24 protein-coding genes are annotated in these 19,494 nt (G+C 37.3%); all 24 read right to left on the bottom strand.

The features are described from left to right. Positions 1–232: 232 nt before the first annotated feature. The 24 genes from NSQ14_RS11745 to NSQ14_RS11860 all read right to left on the bottom strand — a co-directional run bounded on the left by NSQ14_RS11745 (position 233) and on the right by NSQ14_RS11860 (position 19,324). Positions 233–1,045 (bottom strand): M23 family metallopeptidase, encoded by an 813-nt coding sequence (locus NSQ14_RS11745; RefSeq protein WP_343127998.1) that lies wholly within the window; start codon positions 1,043–1,045, stop codon positions 233–235. Positions 1,046–1,190: 145 nt separating this feature from the next. Continuing rightward, complete coding sequence (locus NSQ14_RS11750; RefSeq protein WP_346216354.1) at positions 1,191–2,441, bottom strand: GH25 family lysozyme; 1,251 nt, start codon at positions 2,439–2,441, stop codon at positions 1,191–1,193. Next, a complete protein-coding gene (locus NSQ14_RS11755) occupies positions 2,425–2,841 on the bottom strand; it encodes a phage holin family protein (protein ID WP_346216355.1) in 417 nt (138 codons plus the stop codon). The genes NSQ14_RS11750 and NSQ14_RS11755 overlap by 17 nt, the downstream gene beginning before the upstream one ends. A gap of 90 nt (positions 2,842–2,931) precedes the next feature. Beyond that, a complete protein-coding gene (locus tag NSQ14_RS11760) occupies positions 2,932–4,383 on the bottom strand; it encodes a glycerophosphodiester phosphodiesterase (protein WP_346216356.1) in 1,452 nt (483 codons plus the stop codon). A gap of 69 nt (positions 4,384–4,452) precedes the next feature. After that, positions 4,453–5,964: a phage tail spike protein gene (locus NSQ14_RS11765; RefSeq protein ID WP_346216357.1), complete on the bottom strand. Its 1,512-nt coding sequence runs from the start codon at positions 5,962–5,964 to the stop codon at positions 4,453–4,455. Continuing rightward, positions 5,964–6,668 carry a phage tail domain-containing protein gene (locus NSQ14_RS11770; RefSeq protein ID WP_346216358.1) on the bottom strand — a complete coding sequence of 235 codons (705 nt, stop codon included), beginning with the start codon at positions 6,666–6,668 and terminating at the stop codon, positions 5,964–5,966. The genes NSQ14_RS11765 and NSQ14_RS11770 overlap by 1 nt, the downstream gene beginning before the upstream one ends. Further along, a complete protein-coding gene (locus NSQ14_RS11775; RefSeq protein ID WP_346216359.1) occupies positions 6,668–8,896 on the bottom strand; it encodes a phage tail protein in 2,229 nt (742 codons plus the stop codon). The genes NSQ14_RS11770 and NSQ14_RS11775 overlap by 1 nt, the downstream gene beginning before the upstream one ends. A gap of 144 nt (positions 8,897–9,040) precedes the next feature. Continuing rightward, positions 9,041–9,289 carry a hypothetical protein gene (locus NSQ14_RS11780; protein ID WP_346216360.1) on the bottom strand — a complete coding sequence of 83 codons (249 nt, stop codon included), beginning with the start codon at positions 9,287–9,289 and terminating at the stop codon, positions 9,041–9,043. 116 nt (positions 9,290–9,405) lie between these two features. Beyond that, positions 9,406–9,768, bottom strand: coding sequence for a tail assembly chaperone (locus tag NSQ14_RS11785; RefSeq protein ID WP_346216361.1), 363 nt, complete (start codon positions 9,766–9,768; stop codon positions 9,406–9,408). A 48-nt stretch (positions 9,769–9,816) separates the two neighbouring features. After that, positions 9,817–10,359 (bottom strand): phage major tail protein, TP901-1 family, encoded by a 543-nt coding sequence (locus NSQ14_RS11790; RefSeq protein WP_346216362.1) that lies wholly within the window; start codon positions 10,357–10,359, stop codon positions 9,817–9,819. A gap of 6 nt (positions 10,360–10,365) precedes the next feature. After that, the gene (locus NSQ14_RS11795) at positions 10,366–10,746 is read right to left on the bottom strand and encodes a hypothetical protein (RefSeq protein ID WP_342021237.1); all 381 of its coding nucleotides are present in this window, start codon (positions 10,744–10,746) and stop codon (positions 10,366–10,368) included. A 9-nt stretch (positions 10,747–10,755) separates the two neighbouring features. Then, entirely contained in the window at positions 10,756–11,097 is a 342-nt protein-coding gene (locus NSQ14_RS11800) for an HK97-gp10 family putative phage morphogenesis protein (RefSeq protein ID WP_346216363.1), read from the bottom strand. After that, complete coding sequence (locus NSQ14_RS11805) at positions 11,084–11,395, bottom strand: hypothetical protein (RefSeq protein ID WP_346216365.1); 312 nt, start codon at positions 11,393–11,395, stop codon at positions 11,084–11,086. Before NSQ14_RS11805 ends, NSQ14_RS11800 begins: the two co-directional genes overlap by 14 nt. Continuing rightward, positions 11,395–11,718, bottom strand: coding sequence for a phage head-tail connector protein (locus tag NSQ14_RS11810; RefSeq protein ID WP_346216366.1), 324 nt, complete (start codon positions 11,716–11,718; stop codon positions 11,395–11,397). The genes NSQ14_RS11805 and NSQ14_RS11810 overlap by 1 nt, the downstream gene beginning before the upstream one ends. Before the next feature lie 38 nt (positions 11,719–11,756). Further along, on the bottom strand, positions 11,757–12,755 hold the full coding sequence (locus tag NSQ14_RS11815; RefSeq protein WP_346216367.1) for a major capsid protein: 999 nt from the start codon (positions 12,753–12,755) through the stop codon (positions 11,757–11,759). 18 nt (positions 12,756–12,773) lie between these two features. Then, positions 12,774–13,415, bottom strand: coding sequence for a DUF4355 domain-containing protein (locus NSQ14_RS11820; RefSeq protein ID WP_346216368.1), 642 nt, complete (start codon positions 13,413–13,415; stop codon positions 12,774–12,776). 242 nt (positions 13,416–13,657) lie between these two features. Then, a complete protein-coding gene (locus NSQ14_RS11825; RefSeq protein ID WP_346206811.1) occupies positions 13,658–13,864 on the bottom strand; it encodes a DUF7681 family protein in 207 nt (68 codons plus the stop codon). Positions 13,865–13,935: 71 nt separating this feature from the next. After that, positions 13,936–14,133, bottom strand: coding sequence for a hypothetical protein (locus NSQ14_RS11830; RefSeq protein ID WP_346216369.1), 198 nt, complete (start codon positions 14,131–14,133; stop codon positions 13,936–13,938). 1 nt (position 14,134) lies between these two features. Further along, on the bottom strand, positions 14,135–15,085 hold the full coding sequence (locus NSQ14_RS11835; RefSeq protein WP_346216370.1) for a minor capsid protein: 951 nt from the start codon (positions 15,083–15,085) through the stop codon (positions 14,135–14,137). Then, positions 15,075–16,493, bottom strand: a complete 1,419-nt coding sequence (locus NSQ14_RS11840) for a phage portal protein (protein WP_346216371.1) — start codon at positions 16,491–16,493, stop codon at positions 15,075–15,077. Before NSQ14_RS11840 ends, NSQ14_RS11835 begins: the two co-directional genes overlap by 11 nt. Positions 16,494–16,504: 11 nt before the next feature. Further along, a complete protein-coding gene (locus NSQ14_RS11845) occupies positions 16,505–17,797 on the bottom strand; it encodes a PBSX family phage terminase large subunit (protein ID WP_346216372.1) in 1,293 nt (430 codons plus the stop codon). Next, positions 17,787–18,215 carry a terminase small subunit gene (locus tag NSQ14_RS11850; RefSeq protein WP_346216373.1) on the bottom strand — a complete coding sequence of 143 codons (429 nt, stop codon included), beginning with the start codon at positions 18,213–18,215 and terminating at the stop codon, positions 17,787–17,789. The genes NSQ14_RS11845 and NSQ14_RS11850 overlap by 11 nt, the downstream gene beginning before the upstream one ends. A gap of 70 nt (positions 18,216–18,285) precedes the next feature. After that, positions 18,286–18,747 carry a hypothetical protein gene (locus NSQ14_RS11855; protein WP_346216374.1) on the bottom strand — a complete coding sequence of 154 codons (462 nt, stop codon included), beginning with the start codon at positions 18,745–18,747 and terminating at the stop codon, positions 18,286–18,288. 64 nt (positions 18,748–18,811) lie between these two features. Next, a complete protein-coding gene (locus NSQ14_RS11860; RefSeq protein WP_346216375.1) occupies positions 18,812–19,324 on the bottom strand; it encodes a sigma-70 family RNA polymerase sigma factor in 513 nt (170 codons plus the stop codon). Positions 19,325–19,494 lie beyond the last annotated feature (170 nt).

Consider the following 19,494-nt stretch of genomic DNA (forward strand, 5'->3'; position numbering starts at 1 on the left):
TATCACCTCAACAGATATATATGAGGTAACCGATTGTCCATATTTATTAAATTTTTAAGGGGATTTAAGAAGCTGATTGGAGAGCGTGAGGATATTTTTCAAATGGGGATTTTTAAAATAGAGGGGATTTTTCCCCTCTTTTTTATTTCACGATTTTTGCTCCTAAAGGATTCAACTAGTTTTTTATAAATTTTCACTTTTACAATGTGTTTGCAAGCTTTTCCAAATAAAATTAGGGAGCCCAGATAATTAAATTTTCTTCAGGTATCCAACAGTTCCCCCCTATATCTACCCAACCATCTTTTCTAGCATATACAAAGTAAGGGGTGGGTGCATAGATTCTACCCTTAAATGTACCATTTGGAGAATCATAGTAATTTACTCCATATCCTTCTGGGTACTTGGATTTAGTAAGATACCTTGTAAAATCCATATTTTCGAGTTTTATCCAAGAACTTTGACCAATATCAATCCACCCGTCACTTTCTTCATATACGATATAAGGTATTTTTCTTGTTATTCTCCCTTTGAATGTACCATTTGGAGAATCATAGTAATTTACTCCATACCCTTCTGGGAATTTTGATATCGCAGTACCAATCCCAGGGGGATTTTGATGTTCTAGTTCTTTGCCTAAATAATTTAAAGGATTAACCGCATTTGATTTTGATGAATTCCATGTACCTACATGTAATTCAAAATGCAAGTGCTGCCCAGTTGCATCTCCCGTACTTCCCATATATCCAAGAATTTGTCCTTGTGATATTGTTTGTCCTGCAGAAACAGTTCTTGAACCAGACCTCATGTGAGCATAAACTGTTTCATAAACCTGACCATTAATATTATGTTGGATAAATACTACCTCTCCATACGAGGATGAATTATATGACCTTGAGACGGTTCCACTTGCTGATGCCTTTATTGGTACTGTTCCGCTTTTGGCAATGTCAATTCCATAATGGAAGCTCCCACCACCTCGAGAACCAAAACCTGATGTTACGGTTCCATCTGCAGGCCAAATAAAATTTACAGCTGCACTAGACACGATGGGCTTAAAAGATAAAATTGACAAAACTAAAAAACTTGTAATCAATAACACATAAATCTTTTTAAACTTCACAAATATCCCCCCCTTAAAAGTGATAATAATAACTTCGATAAAAAAGGGGGAAATCCCTTCATATTCCACATTATTTTACCCGGATAGTTTTGCCGACATAAATAGTATATTTACTATTAAGTCCATTCCAATACTTAATTTGCGCAATTGTTGATCCATATTTTTTAGCAAGCTCTGATACAGTGTCACCGGCAACAACTTTATGATATGTTTTACCTGTAGACGTAGTGGCCGCTGCACCTGATATTTTCAGCACTTGTCCTACCTTGATAAAATTTGCATTTTTAATATTATTTAAAGCTACTAACCTACCAACACTAGTGTTATATTTAGCCGCAATGCCGCTAAGCGTATCACCACGTTTGACTGTGTATGTCGTGGTTGTGGATGTACTTTGTGTTGGTTGTACACCGTCTTTTAACTTAGAGAGTAAAGCTAAGTTTTGCGCTGCGGATCCGGTGTAATTAGAGATACCGTATTGTGCTGCCAGAGCTTTTCTTGCATTAAATGACGCATCTTTTCCAACTGATTTCAAGTAATCCACCAGTGACAAGGATCCGATATGCTTTACTTCCCCTGTTGGCGTTGCGCTTTCCACGCCGTTAGTGGATGTATACTTGCCCGCGAAATCGTCATTGACATCAAAATAGCCGTAACTCTCAAATCCTCTAAATTTATACGTGCTTGACCATTGCCAAGCACCTTTGCCATTGGACCATTGCGGCTCCTGATAAATGGATGAGTAACGAGCCAACCAAGGTTTATCGATTGTTAGATTACTAGGATTTAGATGTGTGTTATAAAAGTAACTTCCGCTATATATGTCTACTTTCGTATAACCTAACTCCTGCATTTGTTTTATAAATGCATTGGCATATTCGGTGAGTTTTGCCTTATTTGTCACACCTGATGTTACTTCTAAGTCTAGCACTACATATCCATCAGTATCCTTGTTAAAGCCAACTTTTTGCAATGTCTTGTCAAACCATTTTGCTTCAGATTGTGCATCAGCAACGCTTGTTAATCGGCCGAAATGGTATGCAGATGTAACAAGCCCGGCTTGTTTTGCGTTTGCGATATTTACGCTTGCGGCGGGGTCCAAGTAACTAGTACCCTCGGAAACTTTGACAACTACACCTTGGACTCCTCCGAGTTTGATAGTTTGATAAAAAGACAACGGCAGTCCCTGTTCAGCGTTCCAGTGGCTCACGTCAATAAAATCAATGTCCGGTTGCTTTGCTGCAAAACTCGGACCGGCAAAAGAAAACGCCAGTACCGTTGAAAGTACTAGCGTTGATAAAACTTTATTTATTTTTTTCATTATTTGAACCATCCTCTCCTTTATTATTTAGTATTTCGATAGCCTTTTTTAATACATCAGGTATAGGCAAACTCGTCTTTCCAACTGTTTCAAGAATAGATAATAATTCGTTGGCAATATAAAAGAAGATTACAGAATCACGAATCAGACTGTCATCTCCTAAAATTAGGTCTACTTGGTGGGCAACTGCGACTAACACCAATATTGCTACTTTTTTAACAATACCTTTGAACCCAATCTTACTATTTAATTGTCCGTTTACCGCCGCGACTATTACCGCAAATACATAATCTAATACAATGAAAAATACAAGTGTTTGAATCAAAGCTGACCAACCCCCAAACAAAAAGGAGGCTAGTCCGCCCCCGACTCCTAAAACAATTTTTATTGTGTTATCCATTTCATTACCTCCTAAATAAAAAGTGTCCATACAGTGTGGACACTTTTGTTGCCGCAGCTTATGTTTTTGTTACCGCGCAATTTCTTCCAATTAATATTTAAATACTAACATCGATATCCAAATAAGATCTGTTAAACTTGTTAGTGGATTAATAATACTTCCATTTTTATATACGGTTAAATATAGCCCCATAAAACTTTCGGTGGCTGTAGCAAACGTGTATCCCAAATCTTTTGTACTTCTATTTACTGACAAAAATGCAGATGTCCCAATCTCACCGGGGAATCCTGTAAAAGGATATTCAAACTTAACATAAACTGCATTTCTCCATTCGTCCCAAGACATAGTAACGTATTCAGAAGAATATTGTTGACTTACCGCTAATGAATTTGATGTATCCGATTTTGTTAGTGTAATTCTTTTAAATTTGTTTATAAACCGACCAGCTCCATTATTAGTAGTAATATAATCAACGCCATATTTAATCGCATTTTCAATTATTGTTATGTCATCTAACGTCCACATGCCAATTTCTAAACCATTACCATGCACAAGTTGTACAACTTCTTTTGATACAGTGGATGTATTAATTCCACAATTTCCAATGGCTTTTGCTATCTGAATTTCTGTATCCGTTACCGCATTACATAAATACATCATTTTGATCTTCTTTGATAAATCTCGAACAGATTGTAAGTAGGCTTGACTTCCACTAATTACAATACATTTATCTTCAAAACCATAATTTCGAATAATGTTCACGAAATTTTGCCAATTCAATGCTGCTTTAATTTCAATAATTGGAACAACATCAATTTGTGTCATGACTTCCAAATATTCTTCAAGAGTAGGAACAACTTGATTTGCTCTTGTTAATATTGCTTGTAAGTCAATCTTGTGTTGCCGAATTTGAGAAAATGTTAAGTTTGCCACACTTCCTGTTCCTGTTGTTGTTCGATCAATTGTGTCATCGTGCATACAGACAAACCTACCATCTGATGTTTGCCGAATGTCGGTTTCACATCCCCAGAATGCCCCCCGATTTGTACCCGTCATTTCAAATGCTATTAAAGAATTTTCAGGAGATATCCCAGAATACCCTCTATGACCGATAAATCTGACTTTCCTAAAATTAAGTGGGATTCGTGTTTCAATATCAGAAACTTTCGTATTAAATTGTGCCTCTAAAAAATCTAAATCCTTTTGGCTTGCTTTCTCTGCCAACTGCGTGGTAACGTTAGCATGCTCAGCGTCCAGCCTCCGTCCTATCGTATCGTAACTTTCTCCAGTATTTGCATTCGTCCGTGCCGCAACAATCTCGGCGCTTGATGGATCGGCAAGCGTCATGTTCGCAATTTCGTCGTCAAATTGTTTTTCGAGTACAGTCTGCCGTATCTCGGTATCTTCACTCTTTATTCGTGCGTCCTCTGCGGTTTCTCCGGCTGCTTCAATTCCACTTGCCAACGCTTCACGTACTTCTCTTCCATATACTTTTGTCCTTACATCATTTGCCAGTTGTTCAATGTTTTCCGGTATTGCCATCTTTTATGACCTCCTTCAAAAGTTGCTCGGTCAACTCTTTGATTTTCTTGGCTAGTTCACTAATCTTCATTAGTTGCTTCCTCCTTCGAGTACTTCAACTCTGCGTACTAAATCATCTAATTTAGTTTTTAATGTGTCCAGATTAACGCTTTTGGTCGCGGTAATCAGGTTTAATTTTGCTTTATCGCTTTTAGGCATAAGGCCATCTTTTGTTGGTGTTGCTAGTCCATATGTTGGTATTTGCCCTATTGCATTGTTTAAATTTTGGATGGCTGTTTGCAAATCAGCCACGGCTTGTTCCAACGCTGGAATATCATTTTCAGCTATTGTTTGTTGGACTTCTTTAACTGCGTTATCAACGGCTGTTATTTCGGTTTTTAAAACCGCTATAGTCTGTGATTGGTTGCTTACTGTCTGTTGCAACTGTTCAACAGTTTTAGCCTTTTTATTTGCTTCAACTTGATATTGAGTTAAGGTCTTATATTTTTCTCCGACTGTCAAACTCATTTGTGTAGGATTTATGATATCAATATTTTTTTCAATAACCTGTAAACGTTCACCTTCTATACCAAATACAGGGTTTTCAATTGGGTACCAATTCCCGACTTCGTAGCTATCAAACGATTCATCAAGTAGATTTAAATCAACTGGTGTTAATGTATAATTAACTTTTGCAGCTTTTTGATTAGCAAAAAATTCTTGCCCACGTTTAAGTAAAGTATTTGGATCCGTTACATCATCGTAAATAATAGTTCCCTCGATAATCCCAAATTCTTTTATCATTTCCTCATCATCTAAAAAGTCTTTCCCATTGTTTACGGAAGCTATTGTTAATCGTGGTTGGCTTGCTTCTGTGTTATTTTCATCCCCTGACTCTATTGTTTCGCCAAGTACAATTAAACGTGTGATGACATCAAGTGGATCTATTTCACGTTTCATGTCTTTTAAATTGGTTCGTAAGCGTATGGGGGTATTTGACACCTCACCATAACTTTCAAGGTAATCAATATAATTACCATCAGTCTCTTCTCGAACAATTAAATAACCGCCCAAACGGTCCAATAATTTATTTTTTATCGTGTCATAGGTATCTTCATACCCTAAATATCGATAAAGGCTATCATTGGAGTCTGTGACGGTTACATTACCTAGTTTAAATTGTTTGTGTGATTCTACTTGTCGATTATGATTGTCTATAATCACTTGTAAAAAGTCGCGGACTGTAATGTTATGATACTCTCCCCATCTTTGGTGACTATCATGCAAATAGGCTTTGATACTCTCGCATTCATAAGATATTGAAAACATACCAGCACTAGACATTTGCTGTGTCGGTTTAAGTACTCGACCATTAAAGATAACTTTGTTTCTTTTAACATCCCTTACCTTAATCAAAGTCTTTAATGGTTTTATTTTACCCCAACTTGGATTTTTTAGATTGATGGAAAAGGACATATTCGATATGCCCTGTAGTACATTTTTAATTGATCCACTGGAAAGCTTAATATCGTTTGGATAGGGTGAGTGGATTACTGTCCCAACTTTATCACCTATCCCGTCATAAATCGTTACCTCGTACATTAGATCAACTCCTTGTAAAAGGTAAACTTAATCGTTCCATTCCCTGTTATGGCCATAGGATTTTCACCTATCATCAATCGAAATGACTCACTCCTGGATTCTCCTTGTGGAACATTATAAGTAATTTTATCTTTTTGGATTGTCATGGCTGTGCTTACCGTTATCGTTGGTACAACACTACACGAGCCCGCGTTCAATAAATTGATATTTAAAGTACCGTTTACTTGGTATTCAACGGGTTGTGATACATCCAACTCGAAATTAAAGTCATCCCATATGTCGTGACCTTCTTCTAAAATGCTTATTTTGAATGGATATGCCTCAAATTCAACATTTACAGTTAAACCTCCACTTGTATCTTCAACATCTACACCAGTGCATTTTGCTAGGTAATAATAACCTGGTGCATGATCATCATAAAGTGGGGCAAAGCCGTCTTTCATTAACCAATTTTCTAGCTTTGTTTGAATCAATTTTCTTTGCTGATAATTCATGTCTATAATTTCAAACTGATAACTGATAATTCGGTTTTCATAAATCCGTTCACCTAATATCATTGAAAAGTCATAAACTCCATGCATAAAAGGAACGGATTCAGTAATCGTTTTTTCATCCGGTGTTGGGGCAGAGCGAGATACAAGCCACATACCGAATTCTTTGGTGTGTATATTTCCTCTTTTAAAGCCTTCTGTGATTGTTCCCATTATCTACCCCACCTTTCGGCTAAAACAGTTTTGTTACCGCCTAAACGGTCATAATGATTATATGTTGCACCTACTAATTCACCTGTATCAAGGACAATAACTTGCCCTCTATTTGCAATGCGTTCTAGTAAACTTTCAATACGCGCATTATTCTGATTTACCTCATGGCTCACAGTACTTCGAATACCCGAATTTGCTTTTGCGACTTGTCCAGCAATATCCACCTGTGGCATTTCACTGTATAATGCGTCTGTTAAATTAGCCATAGAACGGACAGCAACATTTTTACCCTTATCAATTGCTTGTGCAATTGATTGAGCAATTTGGATATCCATAATGTCGCGTAATGCCCCTTCTTTTGCAGGAGAAAACGGTAAGAAATCACGTATTTTCTGAGTTACACCGCTGATTGCATCGGTAACTTTTCCTACCGCATTTTTAATTCCGTCAGCTATTGATGTGACAATGTTTTTTCCAGCATTGAAGAAATCTTTTATTTTATCCGTTACCGCTGTGTATGCTTTGTCCATTCCTTCTTTGACTGCATCTTTAACGTTGTTGAAAGCGTCGCTAACAATACCTTTTAGCGAATTGAAAATATCCGAAATAGTATCTTTAATATTATTTACAATGTCAGAAATGGTGTTTTTAATTCCGTCCCAGATGTTTGATATGGTACTTTTGATTACATCTAAAGCACCACTAATAACAGTTTTTATACCTTCCCAAGCTGCGCTGATTACATCTTTTATAACATCTAAAATGGTTGAAATTATTGATTTTATAGCATCAAAAGCACCGCTAATTATCGATTTGACGATATTCAACACACCGTCAACAATACTTTTCACCGCATCCCACATTGACGACCAATTTCCAGTAAAGAAGGCTGCGAAGAATTGAATAATTCCTGTTATTAGATCAACCGCACCTTGAATAATGCCGGTGATGAAATCCCACGCTATCATTACAATGTCTTGTACAGCTGTCCAGACGGTTTGCATAATGGACCAAATAAGGTCAAGAGCGATAGATATAATCTCTTGAATATAGGTCCAAATCGCTTGTGCAACTTCCATTATCATTTCATTGTTTTCTTGCCACCAAGACACCAATTGTCCCCATATTTCCTGTATAAAAGTGACCACTGTTTCAACGATTGGCATAACAAAGTCAAGAAAAGCCTGGAAAACTTCTGTAACCTTTTGTCTAAATGATTCCGATGTATTCCATAGGTGGACAAACATAACCGCTAATCCCGCTAAAACAGCTATCACGAGCGCTACAGGATTTGCTAACAATGTAGCATTTAATAATGCTATTCCTGCTCGTAATCCCATGACGGCACTTTTAACACTATTCACTGTACCGACAACGATATTAAACGTTAGAAAAGCCGTCACTACACTTGCGATTAATGGTAGCCACGGTTTAATTGCATTATATACCTCTCTAATTAGATTGATGGCAACAGGAATCATCGAATTGACAAATCCAAATGCCGTTTTCACACCTTCTTTAAAACGATCTAGCACACCGGATATACCTCCAAAACTACTTAACGCTTCATCGATGGAACCAATCATGTCAGCTACACCTTTAACAACAGCTGTCTTTACGTTTTGCCAGGATGTACGGATTCCGGTACTCGATTCTCTCGCTAAATCGGCAAAACCACCTGTTGTGTTAGATAATTCGATGATTTTGTCGTTAAACTGTTCAAATGTAATTTCGCCACTTTTAAGCGCTTCATATAAGTCATTTTGCGCAGATTTACCTGTATATCCGAATGCTTCGGCAACTTTGTTTAACGCGATTGGCATTGTTTCTTGCAACGTTCGCCACGATTGCAAATCAACCGTTCCAGTTGCCAACATTTGAACATATTGTTCTAAACCACGACTAGCATCTGCAGTACTTGCTCCACTGGCAAGAAAAGCGTTGTTCAATGCTATTGTTGTTTCAACCGCACCATCTAAGTCACCTGTCATGGTTGCCAAACGTTGTGCCGTTCCTGTCACTTCGTCTAAAGCCGTCGGTAATCCATCAATACCATCAGATAGCCTTTTTATCGCTTTTTCTGACTCTTCGGCACTAAACCCCATCATTTCCATAACGCTAGGAAAGGTGTTTAGTGTATCAAAACGTGATACCGCACCATCGATTGAGTTTCTTATCCCATTAAATGCACCAATGACAACCGCACTCCCTGCGATTGCTTTAAGCATAGTGCCAATACTGATAGTTGCGTTCTTAACTGATTTATCTACTCCTTCTACGCTTTTTGTAGCATTTTGGAAGGCTTTAGAAAACTGACTTGCGCCAGAGGCTTTTAAAATAGCTTCGACACTATATGTTTCTGCTATGGGAACCTACCCCCTTTCCTTATTCACCATTGCAGCTAGTTTCGCCATTTTGCGCTGGTGAGGGGTTATAATACTTCGTTTTGGCTTTTCGACTTCTTTTAGTCGTTTTTCGTAGTCAAAGAAATCTTTAAAAGACTTATAAACTGGAACATGTTTATTCCCTTGTTCTTTTGTTGCGGTTACTGCATGATTCAACCATGCTTGCAAGTGCATATCATATTCCTTGTCCACTCTTGCAAGTCGATAAGCTTTCATCCGCATTTGATACTCATAAAGGGTTAAAATCTCTATATCTTTTAAGCTGGTAAAACCTAAATATCGAAAACAATTTAAAATGATTTCCTCATATTGGTCTTTGGAACTTATTTTTTTTAGGCTTTTACTGCTCCTAGTTTTTTGAACCGTTCGATTGTTGCTTTCGTCACCTTTGACTTTCCCAATTCTTCAAGAACATCTTCGAATAGTTGTTCTAGTCCATCATTTTCCTCTGCGTATTCCTCAACAGCTTCCTCAACTTGTTTCATTTTTGGAGGACTGGATTCATGAGATACTGCCGCTTTGATAACCTCAGCTAATGCGGTTGGGTTGAACTGTTGAAGATTCATGAAAGCCATGTTTACACCCATACCGAATTCCAATCCCTCATAATTGACTGTGTATACCTTGTCTAATTCACGAATGAATTTAAGACCGAATTTTAACTCGTACTCTTTACCTGCAATTGTGAATTTCATTTAAATCATCCTTCCTATTGTTTTTTAAAAAATAAATAAGAGAAGGAATTACTCCTCCTCTTCTATACCTCCAGTGGCAGATTGTCCACCTGTACCTACTGCAATCGTATCTCTAAATGCATATTGAACAGCTTGTTCCTGTTCTTCTGTAAGTGTCGCAAAACCAAATTGTGGCTCTAGTTCCACAATAAATTTACCCGAAACAGTTGATTCATCCTCTGCCCCCGCTGAGTCTTCCCATGAATCTAAATACCCTTGACAATAAACTGCAGGATACTTACCATCCGTGTCTTTTAATTCCTCATCAACAGTAACTTCCCATAATTCCAATTTTTCACCTTTTAGAACAGCATTTCGCAACATATCACGAACTGGATCATCTTTCGCTTGAATTGCTTCGATACTAACCTCAGATTCTAGTTCACCGACTTTAATAATCGTCCCATCTTTTGTAACGATACGGTCTAGAGAACGTGAATAAGAGAATGTGTGTTCTGTTTGGAAAGCGAGTTTAGCAGCTTCAGTATTTTGGTCAGCTAATCTGCGGAATAATAACACTTTGTTTTTACCTTGCATCATTTCCATGTGCATAACCTCCTAATTAAATCTGAATTCAACTTCAATAATTCCATGCAGTAATGGTTCACCTGTGGAATTATCAATCATCGTTTGTGCGTTTATATTTCTAACCGCTAGATAATAGTTTCCCGCCTTCTTTAACTTGCGGAATTCACGTTTTAAAGTGTTCATCATATCTGTTAATTCGCGCCTTTTCTTGTAGGTATGGTAAATATGGATTGTTTGGTTAACCAATCCGTAAATAACACTTTTTGTTGGTATGTCTTGGTCAAACTGTTCACCAACAAATACGAATGGATATGCAACATCTTTAGCGGGTAAGTATGGATAAGTGGAATATCCTAAATTCAAAGACGTTGCAAAAACAGCGTCGTATATGGATTGCTGTGGTGACTTCACTCAATCACCTCATTTCATAATGCGTTTCATGTCTTGGTTGAATTTCCGCTTTTGTTTGTGGAATGCTTTTCCAACAAATCGGCGTGGATAGATCCATCTAGTGCCAAACTCGACATAACCACTGTACTCAGCGCGACTGACAACTTTTGCAGTAAATCCGTTATCCTCAATATGCAAGTTAATGTTTCGTTTTAAGTTACCAGTATCGACTGGCGCGTTTCTTTGTGCGCCTCTTTGAAGTTCCGAACCGTTCATCTTAACAATGTTTTTAACGTCATTAAGATTAGCGTTTCGTTTTAACTTACCCACTAATTGATCCACGCCTTTAACCGACAAACTAGCTCTTGCCATTCGAAACACCCTCCAAATAAAAAACGCCTTTCCGGTAATCGGATTGGCGCATGATGTTGTATTTTTGGTTGTCGATAAGGACATAATCAAACGGATCTGTATACGGTCTTTGCAATCTAGCCACGGTCACCAACTTGTCTATTTTCCCAAATAGCTCGTTTGTGCGATTTATTCCTAGAGTAGATACATTACAAGGTTTTGTCGTTAATATCGGCTCTCCTTCGACATATTCGCCTTTTACGGGGTCATAATACGATTCGGTCTCTTTAACAAAGGTGATACGATCATTAAAGCGCATTAGATGAACAACACCTTTCCACGACCAGTAACCCCATTATCTGCTTTGTATGCATTTATTACGGATTCATAGGGAACAAATTCGTCTTTTAAGTCATAAAAGGTTACACTATGACCTTCAACTTCTTCTGATTTCATGCCTTCTGTACCTAATCGATTAAATCTGCGAACGGTAATTTCTTCAACAATGTAATTTAGTTCGATTGGAATATCTTTACCTAGTAACGCTTTTAAGTGGCTTGAAACATTCTCCATGATGATTGTAATTACTTCGTCCTGGAGATTATCTTCAATGCCCAAAATCGTTTTAATTCGCTCTAACATGTTATTCACCACTTTCCTTTAATAAAAAGTGAAGGAGATTATGCTCCTCCACTTGTAGTTTGAGGAATGGTGTTGAAACGGAATTTTACGATACGGACTGCTTTTGGCTCATACACACGAGTCCAGCGTGCACCAACAGCAATTTCAGCATTTGTAGGGAATTCATCAGTAACCCCACCTTCATTCCATTTAATGCCACGTGGATGCAAGATGAAGATACGACGATTAATCAATACTTCTTCGCCCGAATAAGATTGTTTGTTACGGTCAACTTCTGTTGGAATAATTCGTGGGTGCGATCCGTTTCCAAGCGCAATAGCACCTTGACCAAAAATGTACATTTCTGCTACGCCTGTATTAGTGTCATATGGCATAGCGTCATCGACAATCACACGTTTACCCATAAAATACGGAATTGGTTGACCTTGTTGTGATTGTGGCACATATTCAATTAAGTCTTGTTTACGTAACTCTGTTTCTACTGCCGAGTGCATCATAACACCCGTTAATAATTCTTTAGCATCACCCATTTTTTGGATGGCATCAAGGAATGTATTAGCGTTGAGTGTTCCTTTGTCACCTTCTTCAGAAGTAACATCATGTACTTTACTAACCATTGAAGAACTTTTAAATACTCCATCAAGTGTTGCTAATAAAATTCGTTGCATGTCACGAGACCAGTATGAAGCTACTCGTTGACCAATCGCTCGCATTGGATCATCGCCAGATAACAATGCGGATAATCCGTTAGCACCCCAAGCATTAACACGAGCATGTTTTCGAGCAATATCTTGTCCAGTTGTGATTTTATTAATGGACATATTCCCTTCGTCTTTCATAACCTGAGATTCATCATTACCTAAATCATTCCAAAACGGCATATTAATAAGGGTATTTGGACCACTTGCTAATTCATCAAACTCACTGTTATTTTCGATAATTCCACTTTGAACTAAAGCAGATTTTTCCATTGTTTGTTGAATTGTATAAGGTGTAAAAATTTCCGGTTGTATAACATCAATTAAACGTGTAGTCATTTATAATCCTCTCCTTTTTTATAGTCCGTATTTTGCTGGATTTACTCCAGCTTGAATCATTAATTGTTTTGCTTGTTCTGGATTATCACGAATGAGTTTACCTTGTTCAGTTAAGTTAAAATGTTCTTTGCTAAATGGATTTTTGTTTGAAGTTTGTCCTCCACCAGCAGGTGGTGTATCTTGACGTAATTTTTCCTTTACTGCTTCATTAACTGCCTTATCAAACGCTTGTTTAAAGTTATTGATGTTTTCCAGTGTTTTTTCAGCGTTATCAGCAAGCAAGAAATCAGCGAATTTAGCAGGCAATTCTTTTTCTTGCAGTACTTCAATTGTTTCAGAGCGCAATTCCTTACGAGCGAGTTCCTGTTCCTTTTTAATAAGTTCTTGCTCTTTCTTGGAAAGTTCTTCTTGTTTGCGCTCTTTCTCAGATAACTGAGATAAGCGTTGTTGCTCTTTAATTGCTTCATCAATTCGTTGTTGCAATTCGCTTTCCCATTCTTGCTGTTTCTTTTTAAGGACCTTATCAAGTCTGCGGTCAGCTTCGGAATCGATTTTCCGTTGTAATTCTTCTGGTGTAAGTTCTAACTTCTCAACTTCTGTATTTTCAATCTCATTATTTTGAATTTCAGTAGTTTCAACATTTTGAATTTGTTCACTCATGTTAATTCCTCCTTATCCCTCACACGCTTTTATCCCTAAATGTTTCAATGTATTAAAATAAGCCCCAAAAACGCCAGAATTAGCCCTTTCACGGCTTACCTAATACATTTAGTCCATTTAGTTCCAAAAACCCGTGAACGATTGTATTTTGGCATAATAAAAACGATTGTTCTTTTACGCCTGCAATCGTGAAAAAGGCATAATAAATAGCCCTGTTTAATGTCTATTGGCTAAAGACAAGGTTATTTATTTCTAGCTATTGCGGCATTCGCCCACATTACAGCTTCTTCAAGTTTAGTCATTGCTAGTGACTTTTCCCTACTATCTGGGCAGTGATTTTCTATACGGTATGCAAATTCCTTCGCGTAATCTCTAATCACTTGATATTTAAGGGTTTTATCTTTGTTTGGTTCGTGATAAGTAAAATTGTTTTCAATTCTATCTTTCATCATTTCTACCACCTTCACCGTTTACAAAGGCTACCGCGCCTGGTAGCTAGGAGATATTGGATCACCTCCTGTTATTTCCTAAACTCTCCATCACTTGTAGTTATTACGTTTTGTTCTGTTTCTGGGTAAATAACACTAATATTCAATCCATATGATCCGTCATCGTATCGTGTAATGGTTATATCGACTGAATCAACAACCGTTTTTTTAGCTGCTTTCAAATACTCAATGGCCACAGTTAATAAATCATCATTTGTAATATCTTTCATTCTACAACCCCCTCGCTTTCAAATCTGCATCCCACGCTTCACGGTCTACATAAGCAGCAATACTACATCTGCAATTTGGATGAAGAACGGGAGCGTTTAAACCTACTTCCATTTTGTCTAAATCAAACACTTTCCCATCTAATTTGGCGCATTCCTCACATGCTGTTGGCTCTGCGATGTATTCGTATTTCTCAATATCAGCCTTTTTAAAACTGTCCTCTGCAACTTGAATTTGAACACGCCCTAATTCAGTCCTTAAAAGTCGCTCAGCATTATAAACACTCGTATCAAAAACCTTTCTTAAATCCCTTGCAAGCTCCCGCGGATTCTTGCCTTGAAGGATTCCACGGTTTAATAGCTTGTCCAACTCTTGCCTTAATGCATCTTGGTTAGCCCAAATCCTATCTGACCATGTGGCAGTTAAAAAGGATGCATTCACAATGGATTGAAGGTGTTTTTCATTATAATTGATGGTTTGCCCTAAAATACCCGATTGTCGTTCGTATTCTGCCTTTGCTTGCTTAGTGAGTTCTTCATACAAGAAGCGATCTTCATCATTCAGCAAGGCATATAATTCTAATTCCACGTTTAATTTCAGCAATTCTAAGCGATTGACCTTCATTGTTAAATTGTAAATAGCCATTTCGCTATTCGCTTTATCCGTAAAAGCCATCCATCGAAGAAAAGGTATTTTAGAGTGTGCTCGCTTAACATACCTTGCTGCTTTCTTGGCGTATTTCTCAATATCTAGCTTTCTAGCACGTTTTCTCACTTCATTAATAGAAATACCCTCTTTGTCAGCATAACGACCATAGAAGGCTTCTATTTGCTGTTGTATTTCCTCCAAAGCTTCCATGTATTTTTGTCGAAGTCGCTTTGCTAATTGGGCATCATTTTTGATGGATTTCTTGATATGTTCAAGTTCACGGTCACGCCAATAATTATTCGTCATCGTCAGTCACTTCTTCATCTTGATTCTGAAACTGTTCAAAATCATAGGTTGGTTGGTTTAATTTATTTTCCGCCTCAATCTTTTCAAGTTCTTCTTTCGGATTTTCAACAAGAGAAAGTACACTTAAAGTTGTTTCCTCAGATAATTTACCACCTAATTTAATGAACATCTCTATTTCTTCTTTCAGCGACTTCGGTAAGTTTGGTGTAAATACAATTTGAATATCATTAACATCAAACCCACCTTCGCTTGCTCTTGTCATAACGTTATTTATCAATCGGTAACGATCTCTTAACGCCTTCTTGAATAAGCGTTCTTTTATAGACCTAACTTGTTCCAGACCAAATAACTTATATTTCATTGATTCCCCAGATTGAGTGCCGGAAAAGTGCTCATCATTCATATTAGGTGTATTCGTGAATTTATGAATATCCTCAGCAAGTCTATCCTTATATGCCTCTGTTCCCGATACGTCATATTGTTTGTAAATGTACTTCGCGTCTGCTTGACTTGCTTTACCTTCAACACCAGGCTCGGTTTGTAAGAGAATTAAACGCGCTTCTTTCATCTTCTCGGCTGTTTCTACATCTAAATCAACATTGCCTTGAATGACTAAGTAAGCATCATTTAAATCGGTCATATAGTTGGCCGTATCTGATTGAGCAGCATCATATAAATCTATTAAGTTTAGAACATCTTCAAAATCTCCTTGTCGGAACTTATTGTTCATGTATTCGATGATTGGAACACCATTAAAGAAATGCTCTTCTTCTTTTTCCAATGTCAATTTATAGGAATGTTGGTCTTTTGTAATGTAATGATAAATTTTTGATTCTGTGTATAAATATACATTCAGCATATCGTCGTTAAACTTGTTATTGAAATAACGAACACCTGCAATTGAATTCATTTCTACCGTGTCATCGTAAATGACGAATGTTTCTTTTACATCTAATACAGTAAATCGTGTTTCGTCATTTTTACTTCGGTATAACAACTCATAAGCTCGTCCATAAATCGATTGATTCAGCACCAAATCGGAATTGTGTTCATCAGCATCGTTAATTCTGTTGATTTCTCTCAATTGTTCATTAATTCTTTCATCTGGATAATTTGTTTTTAGAGGGACACCGACCATATACCCCTGAATAAATTGAGAAACATATTTTGCAAAGTTATGGGTTGCTCGGTGATCTGCAAGATGTTCCTCTTTCCGCCTGTTTGCTTGTAAAATCGTTTCGTTATTGCCTTTGTAATAGTTTTCTAGGGTTTGCAATCTTGGCCTTTGATATTGCATATGGTGTTGAACCATATCTGATAAGTCCTCTAAATTTGCAATTAAATCATCAGCACTAGAATATCTATAGTGAATATTTGCTTCATTGGAAAAACGTTGTTTGTTAGACATTTCATCCCTCCTTACAATCCAAGCGTTTGTAATGCTTTGTATTTGTCTTTCTTGTCTTTTCCTTTACCTAAGTGGTAACGCTCCATTGAATAACGTAAAGCGTCCATAATGTGGTTATTATCGTCAATCGGCTCGTTCAGCCATTTACCTTCTTTATCTTGTTTGAAGGTGTATGTGTTGAATTCTTCAATCGTATGCTCACATGATGGATGAATGTATATCTTGAATCCTTGCAGGAAGTTAATACCGTGCATTATACTTCCTTGTCCTTTGACAGAAGGATGTAACCTTCTCACGCCTTTGGTTTGCAATTCCTTGATCAATCTCGGCTCGGCACTATCGCCAGTGATTGAAGCTTTTAACAACTGTTTTTCGGCTAACATGTTGTAAATATCCTGTGTCGTCATGGCTTTTTCGTAATGCTCGTCATAAATCCAAATCTCCTTATTTTCTAAATCAACAACTGAACTTACTAGAGTCGTAGGATCGTTTGTGAAACCATAGTCCATTCCATGTGTAGTTTCTTGAATCTCTTTGATTTTCTCTAATGGGTCAAAGTCTTTAACTTGGAAGTTTTCAAATACAAGACCTTCTGAAACTCCCCACTCACCATCACAAACAATTCTTGCCCGTCTTGGATTGGTACGGTATAAATCTAAATACCTAGCTCGGTCAACTTCATCCAACCACTCGTTAATACGAAACGTTGTTGTAATAGCAAATACATCTTTACGTCTTGTCTTTGCATCAAAAAATTCACGCTTCAACCAGTGTCTTTCCGACCACGGGTTAAACGTGAGTGTGATTTGTTTGAAGAACTCTGGATCATCATGCGAACCACGAATTGATTCGACCACCGTATCAAACGCGGCCATATCTTCTAATTGATACGCTTCTTCTGTCCATACCCAACAAAGAATACCAACATCAACGGAAATCGATGTAATTTTAAGTGGATCATCAAGACCTCTAAATAATATTTTTTGTCCTGTTGGCATGTATGTGATTTCCGGCAAGGATTCATTGAATTTAAACAAGTGGCTAACTTTCAGCCTATTAGCCGCCCACTTCAAGTCCGTGTATGTTGATTGTTTATTGGTGTTCGAATAACGCCTAATGACAAGTAAGTTTGCCCAAGGATACTTCATAATGCGGTAAATGAAGTTTAACGCTGTTGTTTTGGATTTTTTACTACCACGGGAACCTTTTACCACCCGATAAAACTGTTTATTGTGCCAAAATCGGTTGTAGCCTTTCCCGATTGCTTCTGATATTGAAACTTTCGGCATTTGCTTAGTTGTCATCTTCCGGCACGTCCTCTAGGAATACAGGTGTAATGTTTTCGACTTGTTGTTTTTCAGTCCACATGGCGTAACGTTTACCAATTAGCTCAAGGGCTTTTAGTCGGTCTTTTGCACTCATGCCTTTTTGTTCAATAGCAGTCATTCCTTCGTTAAAAACAACAACATCCTCAGTCACTTCATTCCTTGCTATGGCTGTTAGGAGTTGCATGACTTCCTCAGCTTTCATGATGCGCTTTTCATCCATTTCTTTGAGTCGCTCGTCAATGTATGATTTAATGGCAGGTTTTAGCAGGTTTTCTTGGCCGATTACCCTTGCTGTTTTTGGGCTATATCCCGCCCTTTTAGCTGATTCTGTAGCGTTTCCAGTTTCGATATAGTAATCAGCAAAACGCTTCTGTTTTTCGGTTAACTTCGCCACTACATAACACCACCTCATTACGCTAGTTGCTTATTCAAAATAAATAGCACTACAACAAGTGTAGCGCCAATTAAATTCTAATTATAATTTTTTTGCTTTTATATTTTCTTCCGCTGGCATCTTGAAAATATGCGTAAGTTTTAAACTTAGTTATATTATAATGTCTAATACCATTTAATATTTGTTCATAATTCAATCTGTGTTCATAATATTCTCCAGGTTTAAGCAACCGATCTACATTATGACTACCATCAGGGAAAGCTGCTCTATTTTTCCTACCCATACTAATCGTGCATTCTTTTAAGTGTATTGGCACTAACCCCTGATTAACAATACCTACAGTTAAAAATTCTGGGGAATCATCAACTCCGTATAGGTAGACTAAATAACTAAAACTTGTTGAAACCTTTGCTTTTGGCTTAGTGTCTCTTCTAGACAAATATAAAGCTACAATTACAGCGCTTATTGTCCCAATAGCTGTTAACCAATCTGTGATACTTCCTAGATCGTAAATAATAGTACTTAAATACAAAACGCTACCTCCTTCTATCATTTTAATTCGACAAAAGGAGGTAAAAACCTTTAAAATATTTAATTTATACGATACCCCTTTCACCCTCTATGTTGGTTCGTATGACATTCGTACGACAAGAAATCTTATTTTTAGCTCTTTCTACATATTTTTGAACAGTGCTTTTACTTAATTTTAATTCATCTGCGATTTCTTGCAGGCTCCATCCTTCAGCCATATGAAGTAGGTAACATTGTCTTTCCCTATGTGACAAGCATAACAGTATATTAACAATTAATTTCCTCTGTTCCTCGGTCAATTCTTTTCGCTTTGGTTCTAAATCCCATGATGGGAATAAATCCATATCCAGCAATACACGTCTTTGATATGCTGAACGTTTTTCAATCCCACGTAAATTTCCAGGTCTTTTGCCGATTATCATCCAATCAATAGCATACGTCATGTCGTTGATCATGCTATTAATCTGTGTTTTATCTAATCGATCTAATTCAGAATTGCCTAGCTTGTTTTTCATTCTACGTAATTCTTTTCGCCCTTCTTCATACTCATTGATTAATTTATCTACCCAATTACTCATTTTTGCCGCCTCCTTGCCGTTTTTTATCCGCAACCCAACCAAATATAACTGGACACCTCAAAAACGGGCACAGACCGTCTTTGCTTGCCCAAATACATTTTCTGCAAAACTTATATCTATAAAACTCGGATACTTTCTTTTTCTTCCGCATATTCTCATCCCTTTCAAAT

Source organism: Caldifermentibacillus hisashii (genome assembly GCF_039654145.1).
GTDB classification, from domain to species: Bacteria; Bacillota; Bacilli; order Bacillales; family Caldibacillaceae; genus Caldifermentibacillus; species Caldifermentibacillus hisashii.

Bases quoted from the DNA above. Each gene is read 5' to 3' on its own strand.
- NSQ14_RS11750 (WP_346216354.1), bottom strand. From the start codon at position 2,441: ATGAAAAAAATAAATAAAGTTTTATCAACGCTAGTACTTTCAACGGTA.
- NSQ14_RS11755 (WP_346216355.1), bottom strand. From the start codon at position 2,841: ATGGATAACACAATAAAAATTGTTTTAGGAGTCGGGGGCGGACTAGCC.
- NSQ14_RS11760 (WP_346216356.1), bottom strand. From the start codon at position 4,383: ATGGCAATACCGGAAAACATTGAACAACTGGCAAATGATGTAAGGACA.
- NSQ14_RS11765 (WP_346216357.1), bottom strand. From the start codon at position 5,964: ATGTACGAGGTAACGATTTATGACGGGATAGGTGATAAAGTTGGGACA.
- NSQ14_RS11770 (WP_346216358.1), bottom strand. From the start codon at position 6,668: ATGGGAACAATCACAGAAGGCTTTAAAAGAGGAAATATACACACCAAA.
- NSQ14_RS11775 (WP_346216359.1), bottom strand. From the start codon at position 8,896: ATGCTTAAAGCAATCGCAGGGAGTGCGGTTGTCATTGGTGCATTTAAT.
- NSQ14_RS11780 (WP_346216360.1), bottom strand. From the start codon at position 9,289: ATGAAAGCTTATCGACTTGCAAGAGTGGACAAGGAATATGATATGCAC.
- NSQ14_RS11785 (WP_346216361.1), bottom strand. From the start codon at position 9,768: ATGAAATTCACAATTGCAGGTAAAGAGTACGAGTTAAAATTCGGTCTT.
- NSQ14_RS11790 (WP_346216362.1), bottom strand. From the start codon at position 10,359: ATGCACATGGAAATGATGCAAGGTAAAAACAAAGTGTTATTATTCCGC.
- NSQ14_RS11800 (WP_346216363.1), bottom strand. From the start codon at position 11,097: ATGGCAAGAGCTAGTTTGTCGGTTAAAGGCGTGGATCAATTAGTGGGT.
- NSQ14_RS11805 (WP_346216365.1), bottom strand. From the start codon at position 11,395: ATGCGCTTTAATGATCGTATCACCTTTGTTAAAGAGACCGAATCGTAT.
- NSQ14_RS11810 (WP_346216366.1), bottom strand. From the start codon at position 11,718: ATGTTAGAGCGAATTAAAACGATTTTGGGCATTGAAGATAATCTCCAG.
- NSQ14_RS11815 (WP_346216367.1), bottom strand. From the start codon at position 12,755: ATGACTACACGTTTAATTGATGTTATACAACCGGAAATTTTTACACCT.
- NSQ14_RS11820 (WP_346216368.1), bottom strand. From the start codon at position 13,415: ATGAGTGAACAAATTCAAAATGTTGAAACTACTGAAATTCAAAATAAT.
- NSQ14_RS11825 (WP_346206811.1), bottom strand. From the start codon at position 13,864: ATGAAAGATAGAATTGAAAACAATTTTACTTATCACGAACCAAACAAA.
- NSQ14_RS11830 (WP_346216369.1), bottom strand. From the start codon at position 14,133: ATGAAAGATATTACAAATGATGATTTATTAACTGTGGCCATTGAGTAT.
- NSQ14_RS11835 (WP_346216370.1), bottom strand. From the start codon at position 15,085: ATGACGAATAATTATTGGCGTGACCGTGAACTTGAACATATCAAGAAA.
- NSQ14_RS11840 (WP_346216371.1), bottom strand. From the start codon at position 16,493: ATGTCTAACAAACAACGTTTTTCCAATGAAGCAAATATTCACTATAGA.
- NSQ14_RS11845 (WP_346216372.1), bottom strand. From the start codon at position 17,797: ATGACAACTAAGCAAATGCCGAAAGTTTCAATATCAGAAGCAATCGGG.
- NSQ14_RS11860 (WP_346216375.1), bottom strand. From the start codon at position 19,324: ATGAGTAATTGGGTAGATAAATTAATCAATGAGTATGAAGAAGGGCGA.